Below are 12,790 nucleotides of genomic sequence, written 5' to 3' on the forward strand. Positions count from 1 at the left end.
TTGTATTGCAATATTTGCTAAAAATATGCAAAATCCCTTGATGGAAAAATTAAAAAATGCAAATGTGGGAATGCTACAGCTTGAGGATGGCACAGAGTTAGCAATCATCGATTTACCTAAATTATTTGGAGATCAATTCGATCAACTCCCGGTTGTCATGCGACTCCTACTAGAAAATGTGCTGCGGAATATGGACGGTAGTGAGAGGGATAATGCCGTGCAGTCGATTTTCGAGTGGCTCACGACTGGAAGTAGTGAAGCCGAAATTGCTTTTCAGCCGAATCGTGTCTTAATGCATGACACGACGAGTACCCCAGCACTTGTGGATATTGCTGCGATGCGTGACGCTTTATCGGAAGCGGGATTAAATCCTGAATTATTAAACCCTTCCTTGCCGGTTGATATTTCTATCGATCACTCCTTAGCTGTGGAGCAATATGGCAATAAAGATGCCGCAAGATTCAATATTGACCTAGAAATTAAAAGGAATAAAGAACGCTACCAATTTTTACGCTGGGCCTCGAAGGCACTCACGAATGTGAAAATTCATCCGCCGGGTACGGGGATCATGCATACGATTAACTTAGAGCAACTCGCAACTGTGGTGACAACACAAGTTCGTGATGGAGTAACCTGGGCAATTCCGGATACGATGATTGGTACCGATAGCCATACGCCGATGATCAATGGCATTGGTGTGTTAGGTTGGGGAGTTGGCGGACTGGAAGCCCAGACTGTCATGTTTGGCTTGCCAACGATGTTGAAAATTCCAGATGTGGTTGGCGTTCAATTAACTGGTAAATTGCCATCTGGCGTTAGTTCAACGGATCTCGCTTTGACCGTGACACAGCGCTTACGTCAGTTAGATGTGACCGGTGACTTTGTAGAGTTCTTTGGTCCAGGTGTGAGTTCCTTATCTGCAGGTGATCGTGCAGTCGTCGCCAATATGGCCCCTGAGTATGGTGCAACGACGGGTTACTTTCCGGTGGACCAGAGTACTTTAGAGTATCTAACAATGACCGGCCGAAGTGCGACACATCTTGCCTTGATTGAGCAGTATTGTCGCCGCCTTGGTATCTGGTTTGATCCTGATGCATGCCCGAGATACACCAAACAAATTGAGATTGATCTTGACGCTTTGGTACCCTCTGTCGCAGGTCCTCGAAGACCGCAGGACCGGATGGACGCATCAGAGATTGTGAATGCGCTGGCCATGGTGGATTTTGTGCCAAAGAGTGACGACTTACACATGCCAAAATTTCCAGTTGCGATTGCTGCGATTACGAGTTGCACGAATACCTCCGATCCGAAATTATTAATTGCTGCTGGATTAATGGCGAGGAAAGCGAGGCCTTTAGGATTAAAGCCACCAGCTTGGGTAAAGACTTCTTTAGCCCCAGGATCGCCTGCCGCTGCATCGTATTTACAAAGGGCTGGATTATTAGAAGACTTTGCTGCGATTGGGTTTGATATTGTCGGCTATGGCTGTACCTCCTGTATTGGGAATTCTGGACCTTTGACCCAGTCCATGCGACTTGCCCAAGAAAAGGGCGAGTGCAAAGCAGTTGCAATTCTCTCCGGAAATCGTAATTTCCCAGGTAGAGTCAATCCTGAGATTGATTTAAGTTTCATCATGTCACCGACTTTAGTGGTGGCCTTTGGCTTGACAGGTAATGCACAGGTAGACTTCAATAAAGATCCTCTCGGGACGGATCTAAATGGCCAGCTTGTATTTTTAAAAGACCTTCTCCCCACTGATTCTGAAATTCAAGAGTATCTATTAAAAGGTTTGGATACCAAAGATTTCAAAGATGATTTTGTGCTTGCTACCAACAATCCACTATGGCAGGCGATACAAGTTAGTGAATCGCCCTTATTCCCCTGGAAGCAAAGTTCTACCACTTTAAGGAGGCCGCCATTTGCTGGCGTGAATGAAGGTAGCTTACTGGGTGATTACACGGCCTATCCATTATTAGTTTTAGGTGATGACATTACTACGGATCATATATCCCCGGCGAGCGCCATTCCACCGAACAGTTTTATTGCTGACTATTTAGTCAGCAAAGGTGATGACCGTGGGGATCTCAATGTGTTTGCTTCTCGGCGAGGGAACTGGGAAGTGATGATGCGCGCAGCATTTTATGCAAAGTCTCTAATCAATCACATCACATCAGATCTACCGGTTGGGCATACTCTTCATGTTCCATCTGGCAAAGTCATGCCGATTTGGGAAGCAGCAGCAAAGTACAAAGAGGACCGTGATTCTGTCGTTATTGTTGCCGGTGAAAGATACGGGATGGGCTCATCGCGTGACTGGGCAGCTAAGGGGCAACGGCTGTTAGGGGTAAGAGCGGTGATTGCAGTCAGTTATGAACGTATCCACCGTTCGAATTTAATTGGTATGGGTATATTGCCACTTGTGCTGCCAATTGGAGTCACTCCAAACACTTTACAGATGATGATTGGTGATACCGTAAGTATTCCCGCTCAAAAAGACCAGATAAAAGTAAGAGGAAAAATAGTAGTCAAGATTACACGAATCAATGGCAATGTTGATGAGATTGAAACGGACATTGCGGTGGATACTAAGATGGAATTAGAACTCCTACACTTTGGTGGTGTAATACCTCTTATATTGCATAAAAATCTAAATAAAAATTAACAATCTGATTATGCTAAGTCGTTATTTAGAATAAATCCTAGTGATTGCTGACCCAGTTTTCTACGATAAGGTTGGGGTAATTCAAAAAATCTGCTTCGTTGTTGGTGACTAGTGTCACTCCTAGGGACATCGTGGATCCTTTTTGCATTAAATCCTCATCAGTAATGCATCTATTTATTTCCCGTTCGGGAAATTTTGTTCATTATTTAAGCAATAAGTAGATAAATTTCCCGAACGGGAAATTATGTTGAAAAACTTAACAAACTCTAGTAATATTTCCCGATAAGGAAATATTTATGGGCTCAATAATACAAAACTCTGTAGACTTAGGTCGTGTGGTGCGCGAGACCCGCAAGCGCTTAAAACTAACGCAACCTCAATTAGCTTTAGCCGCTAATGTGGGGGTAAGGTTTATTGTCGAGTTAGAGGCTGGTAAACCCACTCTTCGATTTGAAAATATTATGAGAGTTTTACAGGTTGTGGGTGGCGTGTTAAGTGTAGATGGTATGACCCCATTCAACCGTAATGAACTTGATGGAGATCAATAAATGGTTAGAGATCTCAATGTTTGGTTTTTTGGAGAGTGCGTTGGAATGCTTACTCAAAATATGGGGCAACTCACCTTTCGATATTTACCGATGTGGCTAGAATCGAAGAATGCTCAGCCTCTTTCTCAATCCTTGCCCTTAGTTGCCGAGCCTTTCGAAGATAAGATTGCAAGGCCTTTTTTTGCTGGACTATTACCAGAGGGAAATAAACGTTCAGCGGTGGCAAAAATTTTAAAAGTATCTAGTAAAAATGATTTTGCAATCTTGGATGGTATTGGCGGCGAATGTGCGGGTGCTTTAGTTTTTTTGGAACCTGGTCAATCTCCTCCCATCGAAGAACATGTCACTGAATCTATTGAGTGGCTTAATGACGATCAGTTATTTGGGGTGCTAGAGAGGTTATCGAAGAAACCATTACTAGCTGGAGAGTCTGGATTGAGACTTTCACTTGCAGGAGCTCAAGAAAAATTACCAGTCGTTGTTAGAGAAATACAAAAAAGGGATGAATCGGTAAGTCCTTTTGAGATTGGTCTTCCGAAGGATAATGTACCAAGTTCGTATATTTTAAAGCCAGAGATATCCGGAGTTGAGGGCAGTGTCTACAATGAAGCATTTTGTCTTTCTTTAGCTAAGGAACTAAAGCTATTGACTGCCAATGCCAAGATTGGCCATACAAAAAATAGGACATATTTGTTAGTCGAGCGTTACGATCGTACTTTAGACCATCGTGGGCAATTAAAAAGATTGCACCAAGAAGATTTCTGCCAAGCATTAGGTATTCCGCCTGAGCTTAAATATCAAAATGAAGGTGGACCAACTATTGGAGATGGCTTTGCATTAATCCGTAAAGTAACCAGCCCGAGTGCCTCTCATCTTTTACGATTATTGGATTACATTATTTTTAATTGTTTGGTGGGTAATAACGATGCTCATGCTAAAAATTTTTCATTATTGTATGGCAAAAATGGACCGCAATTAGCACCTCTGTATGATGTTCTATCAACCGCAGTCTATCCGGATCTTACCGATAAAATGGCGATGAAAATTGGTAGTAAGTATCGATTTGAAGAACTGTATGCGCGTCATTGGCAACAGATGGGAGCGGCTGCACAATTGGGCTACTCTCCATTAAAGAAAAGAGTACTAGAGATTGCTAAGGAATTACCACATCTTGCAAAAGAAGTACAAACTCAATTTGAGAGCAAGGGTTGTTATCACCCAATTATTGCCAAAATTATTTCATTAATTGAAGAGCGATGCGCAACCACGATTCATCGTTTTTCGATAGATAAATAAGTTTTTTAAGAGATTTCTTGAGTTCACTGAGATGAACCTGATGAACTCAATCATTGTTGTTAATAAATTTAAATTTAATTTAATAAAATCAATTAATTAACATTTTTTTAAAATTACTAACATACACTATGTTAGTAATAAATATCAATGTTAAAATATAGCAATGAAGAATCAGAATGTTCTAATAAATCGAGTGGGTAATTATTTGCAACAGACTCTAGGTGAAGATCTGTTGTCAGAGGGTGCTTGGGAAGGAGCCGTGAACTTGCCGCGATACATCCTTCAAACTTATGAAATTCGTAAAGCTAAACTATCTAATAATCAGGTACTTCTGATAATTAACAAAGAAGGTACTCAAGCATTATCAGCTTTAATTAAGCAAAGGGCCCTGATAGAAAGAGCAGCTGGGATTCCTGTTATTTGGATTGGAGAATCAATTCAGGGTTATTTCCGTAAAGAGATGATTGCTCAGCGTGCTCCTTTTATCATTCCTTTTAAACAGGCTTATTTACCTCTTTTAGGGGTTCAGTTTCAAGAGCGAGAATTAGCGAACGGATCTGAGACCCATGATAAGTTACAAGTGGCAACACAAGTTTTTGTAATTAATGCATTACTTAACAATTTACCCAATAAATTAAACGCCAAAGAACTTGCGTTATCTATGGGTTACAGCATGATGACGATGACACGTATAAAGAACGAGCTATTAGCGCATAGTTGGTTGGATATGGATTTATATAAAAAAGACGGGTTATTGCAACTTAGGATTAAAGATATTCCGCTGTGGGAGGCTTCCAAGCCGTACATGCAAAATCCTACACGAAAACGTCTTTGGATTCGAAGTCCTAATCAATCGCTTAGGGAATTTCCCCTCGCAGGACTTAGTGCCTTAGCAAAGCAAACCCACTTAGGAGAACCAGAAAATGTTGTGCGAGCGATTGGGGAAGTAGATTGGCGAAAAATAGAAAAAGAGTTAGACGCTAATCAAGTAGTACCTGAGCAAATTGATGGTGCTTTAGAGTTGGAGATTTGGCGTTATGCACCCCAAAGGGTCAAAACTTCTAATATCCAAGAATGGGGCCATGTTCACTCTGTTATAGACCCATACTCTTTGTGTTTATCCTTAGAGCAGATAGATGACGATAGGGTAAAGTTATCTCTTAAGGAGTTAATGACAGGAATGATTTAATGGCAGAGCAATTAGGGCTTAAGTTTTTTGAAGAAGTATTTAAGGAGTATCAAGATCAGTATGTTCTCATCGGTGGAAGTGCAACCCAGTTAGCGATGGAAGATGCAGGTCAGCAATTCAGTCGTACCACTAAAGACCTAGATATTGTAGTAATAGTTGATGCATTGACGATGGAGTTCATTGAAAGATTTTGGCAATTTATCAAAGAGGGTAAATATCAAATCCAGCAAAAGAGTGATGGTACCAAACAGTTTTATCGATTTAAAAAACCTCAAACATTTGCTTATCCAGTTATTCTTGAACTCTTTTCAAGGAAGCCTGACTTTCTTCGTGAAAGAAATCATCGAGAAATAATAGTCATTCCTCTAGTAGAACAAGCTTCTAGTCTTTCCGCCATTTTGTTGGAAGATGATTATTATGAGTTAATTAAAAATAATAAAAAAGATAATTTTATTTGGGTTGACGCAAAGGTTCTTATCCCATTAAAAGCAAGAGCGTGGCTTGACCTTAGTAGACGTAAACGTATTGGTGAGAGGATTGATTCATCTGATGTTAGGAAACATTTGCGAGATATCTTGAGGCTAGTGTCCATTCTCCCAACTGATTTTAGATACTCATTGCCACCAACGATACTAAGTGATATGCAGCAATTTTTAGAACTAGCTAAAGAGGAGAATATTGATTTAAGTGGGTTAAATCACCCAAAAGGAACAACTTTAGCAAGTGTGTTCATTCAATTAGGCCAAGCATTTCTCTAAGGGCGGTTCACTCATTTAGTGAGTTACAGAATTTATCTCATCATCAAGGCAATTCTTGACTATTAGGAATACTTAGTAATCCTAATTCTATTAATTAATCTTGATTTGCTTTGACCTGGTAATCTCCGTCCAACGCTTGGTATCTTCTTGCACAAACTTGGCAAATTCATCGACTGTTAGATTGATAATTTCTGCACCCTGTGCGCTCAGTTTTTCTTTCACCTCATTGTCTGCTAAAGCTTTATTGACGGAGTCATTGAGTAACTGGATTTGATCCCTAGGAGTTCCTTTCGGAAAAGCAAAGCCAAACCAATTGGAGGTGACAAAGCCATTCACACCTTGTTCTTCAGCCGTTGGTATTTTAGGGAATAAAGCTGCGCGCTTCGCAGAACTCACAGCGAGCGGGCGTAATTTGCCAGATTGAATACCACTTAGTGCAGTAGGCAAAGCCGCAATAATCAAATCAATATTGCCGGACTGCAAGGCAAAATTTGCTTCACTCATGCCTTTGAATGGGACGTGTGTCAGGTTAATACCTGCCGATGCATTGAAGCGTTCCGTCACAATGTGATTGGTACTACCAACCCCTGCCGAGCCATAATTAAGTTGGTTGGGGTTCGCTTTTGCGGCAGCGACTAAATCTTTCAGAGTCATATAGGAAGACTCAGATCGGACCAAAATAACAAATGGTGTTTGCGTAATAAATGCACTAGGGACTAAATCCGTACTCACATCCCAGGTGAGGTTATTAAATAAACCTGGCAGCATGGCATAGGTGGCATCAATCAAAACGGCCATTGAACCATCGGGAGTTTGATGGGCGACATAATCAAAGGCAATTCTGCCACCCGCACCAGTCTTGTTCTCTACCACGATAGTTCTACCGGTCTGTTCACTTACTTTCTGAATGACGAGTCTAGTATAGGTGTCAGAAGCACCACCAACAGCAAACGGTACAATCATTTTGAGAGGTTTTGCGCTTTGAGAGTAACTGAGTGGAGTCATCAAAGTGCCGGCAAGGACAAACGCACTAATCAACGATTTGAGTAAGAGATGCATGTTTATCCTTTCAAGATAGGCCATGTAGAAACATCAAAATCATCCTGCAAAATAATATGGGCAAAACCTCTAACATCTCTCAGCGAGCGGGTAATATGACCTTTGCCCGTGAAGTCATCTGGCAAAAGTAAATCGCCAGGTTTTAAGATATATCTTTCACCAGAGCTGACTTCAATTTCTAGGATGCCTGAAGTGATAATAATGAGTTGATGACGCGGTGCATTGTGATGCATCTGCACATGGCCCTCGGGCGTTTCCCGAAAGAACATTTCTTTCACCGGAAAAATTTCGGAAATCGGACGATTTTCCCCGGACAAAGGAATCTGTCTTTTTTCCATGGCGGAATCACCATTTGCCATTGCATATAGTCGATAAATAATCACGCGTGTCTCCTGATATTAAATAAAGGGGTACATTGCCCCGTCCATCGTAATAATATTAGCAGTAATGTAACTAGCTAGGGGAGAAGCTAAAAATAAAGCTACATTAGCAATTTCTTCAGGCTTAGCAAGACGTCCCATTGGGATATCACTGGTAAATTCTTCAAGTACTTGTTCTTTTGATTTCCCAGTTTGTTTGGATTGCGCTTCGATGAGACCTTCTAAGCGACCGGTTAAGGTGATGCCAGGATTAATGGCATTGACCCTTACACCATGCGCCGCATACGCAGTAGCGAGGCCATTGGTCGCTAGCATCAGGGCAGCATTCGCAGCTCCTCCAGAAATGTGCACTGCTTTGGCAATTTTGCCGCCATGGCCAATCACATTAATAATATTGCCACTACCCTGTTTCGCCATGCGTTTGATGACGGGATCGATGAGGTGGATATAGGGATAGAACTTGGCATCCATCGAGGCTTGCCAAGCCTGTGGGTTTAGATCATCAGGACCTACCCGTTTCGCTGCTCCCGAACAATTAATCAAAACCTTGACCGAACCAAATTTTATTTCTGAAAGATCTAAAGCCTCTAAGGCTGCAGAGGCATCTGATAAATTGGCAGCAATCGCTTGGAGGCGCGGATGCGTTGATTGTCCTGAAATCTCTAGCAACGCGCTATTGAGGTTATCTTGACTGCGAGAGATGATGGTGACGTTGGCACCTTCGTTGAAAAATGCTGTCGCACAGGCAAGACCAATCCCTTTGCTACCTCCAGAGACAAGTACATGTTGCTGATCAAAGTTGAGTTGCATCAGCTTTCCTTAGATAGATAAAAAAGGACTAAACCGACAGATTGAATAGTTGCTATGAAGATTGGTGTGGACCATCTTGTCTCCGATTTTTTTTGATATGAAATACTTTTTTGATTTTGTAAATTCTAATACGAAGCGATCTCTAGAACAACATCAACAGTAATAATACGACTACAACCTTGAACATCTTTGGTCAAATCCCCGAAAGACAAGATGCTAATGTGGGTGTTTATATGGACAATATTATTGTCACGGTCGACTTTTGAAATCATGCCACTGGGACAGTGGCTATAAATTGATATTTGGTTTCACACCATCACGAATATCCATCACCACCAGTTTGCCGTGCTCAGCCGCATATTTAATGGTATCTAAGCGATTGGTTTCAATCAGTAGATGCAGAATATCATGTTCAGCAATCCCTTTTTGTTTAGCAAGTTCTACGGCTTCCGAAATAGAGCCCGCTAAAATGCGGCGGGCTTCTGATAATCCTTGCGCTCTGAGTTGCTGTGATTCTGCTTCAGCACGAGCTTCGCCTACGATACGAATTCTCTTGGCTTCCGCTTCTTGGGTGGCAGCTTCTTTTTCTCGCTCAGACGCAACGACGCGGTTAAAGGACGCTTGGACTTCATGCGAAACCATGGGTTGGTCAACGAGTACGCTAATAATTTCAAAGCCAAAACTTTCCATTTTTTCTTTTAGCTCTTCTTGTACTTCACGCGCAATTTTTTCGCGATCCTCGAACAGATTTTGTAGTTTCATCGAGGACGTAGTAGCCCGAATGGTATTGAGAACCCAAGTGGCAATTTGCTCTCTTGGATTCGATAATTTATAGTGTGCATTGGCAACAGCATTCTCCCGGATTTGTAACATGATGTTGATCGGTAATCTCACGAACATGTTGTCCGAGGTTTTGACTTCTACTTCGGATTTGATTTCGGTGACGCGCAAATCGATTTTGGCAATACACTGCTCTATGCCCGGAATAATCAGGTTTAATCCGGCATGTAAGGTTCTAGAATACTTCCCAAAACGTTCCACAATCACGGCAGTTTGTTGGTTTACAACCCGTATTCCCGTAAAAACAATGATTGAACAGAAGATGCCTCCTAACACGAGGACTACATAAAGTAATTCGTTCATTTTACGACTCCCTTTAAGGTTTTCTACAATGTATTATTCAAATATTACACTGATGCAGTGTATTTTTTACATGGCTCATATAATGAGCTAATCAACTGTTACGCTGAATTGATTCTTTTTTGCAACAACTTTTCGGAATTTTAGTCATATGGATTTTTTACAAATTGGGCTCCTCGTTATCGGCGTTTTACTGGTTTTCATCATCTGGAAATTAGCTACTTCCCAAAATAATCCAGGCGCACAAGCTGAGATGGAGCAGTTAAAAGAGAAGATTGCACAATTGAATGGTGCGGTGATGGCTTTACTCGATACCAATCGTAATTCGGCGAATGATTTAAAGGCTGAATTAAACCGGGATATGACGAGTCTACGAACCTCAGTGACTGAACATCTCGCCCAAACGGGGCGGGAAATTTTAGAAACGAATCGTCATTCCGCCGCTGACTTAAAGACCGATTTAAATCGTGATATTACGACTTTACGCACCGTAGTTACTGAAAATCTGACCCAAACAGGTCGTGAGATGCGGGAAACATTAGTACAGCGTTTAAATGAAATCCAAAAAAATAATGCTGAAAAACTCGAAGAAATGCGTAAGACCGTTGATGAGAAACTACACGCGACCTTAGAGCAACGTCTGGGTGAATCGTTTAAGCAGGTTTCTGCCCAACTTGAACAAGTGCATCGTGGACTAGGTGAGATGCAAACGCTAGCAACCGGTGTTGGTGATTTACGTAGGGTCCTGACCAATGTGAAATCTCGTGGCACCTGGGGTGAGGTGCAATTAGGTGCTTTGATTGAACAGACCTTAACCAAAGATCAATATCAAAAAAATATTAGTACAAGGCCTGGCAGCGCTGATTTGGTTGAATTTGCGATTCGCTTACCAGGACGTGAAATTGATGCGCCAGTATGGTTGCCAATTGATGCGAAATTTCCGATTGAGGATTACTTGCGGTTGTCCGATGCGCAAGACCGGGTGGATATTCTGGAGATTGAATCTGCCGGGAAAGCATTGGAGACCCGTATTAAATTAGAAGCGAAAAAAATTCGTGAAAAATACATCGAACCGCCCCATACAACGGACTTTGCGATTCTGTTTTTACCCACTGAGGGACTTTACGCCGAAATCATCAGGCGTAATGGTTTAATCGAGTTTTTACAAAACGAATATCGTGTTTCAGTCGCAGGACCATCAACGTTCTCAGCGATGTTAAATAGTTTACAAATGGGCTTTAAAACATTAGCGATTGAAGAACGTTCTTCAGAAATTTGGAAAACTCTTTCTAAAGTCAAAACTGAATTTGGCAAGTTTGGTGAAGTGATTGATGCGACCAAGAAAAAATTAGAAGCGGCGTCTAAACAATTTGATTCTGTAGATACTCGAACTAGACAAATTAATAAAGCCTTAAAGGGCGTTGAAGTTTTATCCATGCCCGATGGCAGTTTAATCGGTCTAGACTTAGAAGACGATCCAGAGAGTTGAGAGTAGTTGATTCGCCGCAATACGAGATATAAGTACGGCATTCATGATGAGCACTAACCCTAGTTGTTTAATTACTAAATCAGTTCAGAATGAAGGAAGTTCATTTTTGATTAAGTAATTCAAAAAATTAGGAGGCTTCTGTTAAAAATGATGACAATGACTCGTCTTCGCGTAATTTTTCTCGCTTTTGTTATGAGTGTCCTCTTGGGTGTATTGCTGAATTTGGCCTATGCTCAAACCAGCTATCCCACTCGGCCTATTAAATTAATTGCGCCGTTTCCTCCAGGAGGAACTAGTGATTTATTGGGTCGTATGTTGGCTCAAAAATTATCCGATGAATTAGGTCAACCCGTGATTATTGAAAATCGTCCTGGTGCCAGTGGCAATATTGGTCACGAGATTGCGTCTAAAGCTGCGCCGGATGGTTATACCCTATTGTTGTCGAATAGTAGTACGGTGGTAAACAATCCCTTTTTGTATAAGCAAATGAATTTCGATTGGTACAAAGACTTTAGTCCCATTTCTTTAGTAGCGATTGCCGGACAAGTTCTGATTGTGCATCCTAGTGTGCCAGCAAAAAATGTTGCAGAACTCACCGCACTTGCCAAAGCGCAACCTGGAGTGCTTAATTTTGGCTCTGGTGGGAAAGCGATTCAGTCGCATATCAGTGGAGAAATGTATAAAACTGCTGCAGGTGTTGATATCATTCACGTTCCATATAAAGGAACTGGCGTTGCTGTGGCAGATGTGGTAGCAGGGCAGATTCAGATGATCTTCTCCGATATGGCACCAGCTGTACCGTTTATAAAAGCGAATAAAGTACGCGCTTTAGCAGTTACCTCTCCCCAACGTACCAATACTTTGCCGGATGTGCCGACGATGGTTGAGGCGGGTTTTCCGAATTTCGACGCTTCCGTCTGGTGGTCGATCGTCGCGCCTCGAGGAACTTCTAATGTCATTATTGATCGGGTCAATTTAGCTTTGAGCAAAATTATGGTGAGTAACGAGATTAAAGAGTCGTTTGAAAAACTGGGCGTCACTCCTTTATTTAGTGCTCCAGCAAAAGTCTTTGAACTATCTCGTAAAGATTCACCCATTATTGGTGAGGTGATGAAACGAGCAGGAGTAGAAAAAGAGTAGACCTGCAAAATATATTTGAATGATAGCAAATTGCAAGACGCCACTTTACAAAGTCTAAGTAAATTTAGAGGATGTTAAAGTTTGTATCCAAAACTCGTGTTGCTGCCATTCGTTTGGGAATCCCCTATTTGATACTGAATCTTGGGTGATTAGCGGAAGTCGCAGGGGATACCAATAGGCACTTAAGCGTTAATAGTCAATCCTAGTCAAGTATGCAAGTGCAGTAGTATGATCCGTGACCTTAAGTCCCCTCGATTTAAGCAACTCCAACTGTTGATCTAAAGAAAGGTGATGTTTGCAATAGGTTGACGACATTTCT

12 protein-coding genes are annotated in these 12,790 nt (G+C 41.6%); 8 read left to right on the plus strand and 4 right to left on the minus strand.

What is annotated here, in order from left to right:
• Nucleotides 1–25: 25 nt before the first annotated feature.
• The 5 genes from acnA (at nt 26) to B8983_RS09020 (ending at nt 6,453) form a co-directional block, all read left to right on the plus strand.
• On the plus strand, nt 26–2,662 hold the full coding sequence (gene acnA / locus B8983_RS08995; protein WP_143736151.1) for an aconitate hydratase AcnA: 2,637 nt from the start codon (nt 26–28) through the stop codon (nt 2,660–2,662).
• Nucleotides 2,663–2,958: 296 nt separating this feature from the next.
• Complete coding sequence (locus tag B8983_RS09005) at nt 2,959–3,210, plus strand: helix-turn-helix transcriptional regulator (protein WP_084283821.1); 252 nt, start codon at nt 2,959–2,961, stop codon at nt 3,208–3,210.
• The gene (locus B8983_RS09010; RefSeq protein ID WP_084283822.1) at nt 3,211–4,506 is read left to right on the plus strand and encodes a type II toxin-antitoxin system HipA family toxin; all 1,296 of its coding nucleotides are present in this window, start codon (nt 3,211–3,213) and stop codon (nt 4,504–4,506) included.
• Between the two features lie 163 nt (nt 4,507–4,669).
• Nucleotides 4,670–5,695, plus strand: a complete 1,026-nt coding sequence (locus tag B8983_RS09015) for a hypothetical protein (RefSeq protein ID WP_143736152.1) — start codon at nt 4,670–4,672, stop codon at nt 5,693–5,695.
• The gene (locus B8983_RS09020) at nt 5,695–6,453 is read left to right on the plus strand and encodes a hypothetical protein (protein WP_084283824.1); all 759 of its coding nucleotides are present in this window, start codon (nt 5,695–5,697) and stop codon (nt 6,451–6,453) included. Before B8983_RS09015 ends, B8983_RS09020 begins: the two co-directional genes overlap by 1 nt.
• 90 nt (nt 6,454–6,543) lie before the next feature.
• Here the strand turns inward: B8983_RS09020 and B8983_RS09025 are convergent, their stop codons facing one another.
• The 3 genes from B8983_RS09025 to B8983_RS09035 are packed head-to-tail and all read right to left on the minus strand — an operon-like array spanning nt 6,544 to nt 8,702.
• A complete protein-coding gene (locus B8983_RS09025; protein ID WP_159460872.1) occupies nt 6,544–7,512 on the minus strand; it encodes a Bug family tripartite tricarboxylate transporter substrate binding protein in 969 nt (322 codons plus the stop codon).
• A 2-nt stretch (nt 7,513–7,514) separates the two neighbouring features.
• The gene (locus B8983_RS09030) at nt 7,515–7,895 is read right to left on the minus strand and encodes a cupin domain-containing protein (RefSeq protein WP_084283826.1); all 381 of its coding nucleotides are present in this window, start codon (nt 7,893–7,895) and stop codon (nt 7,515–7,517) included.
• A 15-nt stretch (nt 7,896–7,910) separates the two neighbouring features.
• Nucleotides 7,911–8,702 carry an SDR family oxidoreductase gene (locus B8983_RS09035; protein WP_084283827.1) on the minus strand — a complete coding sequence of 264 codons (792 nt, stop codon included), beginning with the start codon at nt 8,700–8,702 and terminating at the stop codon, nt 7,911–7,913.
• 152 nt (nt 8,703–8,854) lie between these two features.
• On the opposite strand from B8983_RS09035, the gene B8983_RS14370 reads away from it, so the two are divergent.
• Nucleotides 8,855–8,968: a spore coat protein U domain-containing protein gene (locus B8983_RS14370; RefSeq protein ID WP_159460877.1), complete on the plus strand. Its 114-nt coding sequence runs from the start codon at nt 8,855–8,857 to the stop codon at nt 8,966–8,968.
• A 22-nt stretch (nt 8,969–8,990) separates the two neighbouring features.
• On the opposite strand, the gene B8983_RS09040 is transcribed toward B8983_RS14370, so the two are convergent.
• On the minus strand, nt 8,991–9,845 hold the full coding sequence (locus tag B8983_RS09040; RefSeq protein WP_084283828.1) for an SPFH domain-containing protein: 855 nt from the start codon (nt 9,843–9,845) through the stop codon (nt 8,991–8,993).
• A 148-nt stretch (nt 9,846–9,993) separates the two neighbouring features.
• Between B8983_RS09040 and B8983_RS09045 the strand changes: the two genes are divergently transcribed.
• Together B8983_RS09045 and B8983_RS09050 are read left to right on the plus strand one after the other, a co-directional pair.
• Nucleotides 9,994–11,331, plus strand: coding sequence for a DNA recombination protein RmuC (locus tag B8983_RS09045; RefSeq protein ID WP_084283829.1), 1,338 nt, complete (start codon nt 9,994–9,996; stop codon nt 11,329–11,331).
• A gap of 147 nt (nt 11,332–11,478) precedes the next feature.
• Nucleotides 11,479–12,471, plus strand: coding sequence for a Bug family tripartite tricarboxylate transporter substrate binding protein (locus B8983_RS09050; protein ID WP_084283830.1), 993 nt, complete (start codon nt 11,479–11,481; stop codon nt 12,469–12,471).
• Nucleotides 12,472–12,790: the final 319 nt, after the last annotated feature.

This window comes from Polynucleobacter kasalickyi, from assembly GCF_900176405.1.
Lineage (GTDB): Bacteria > Pseudomonadota > Gammaproteobacteria > Burkholderiales > Burkholderiaceae > Polynucleobacter > Polynucleobacter kasalickyi.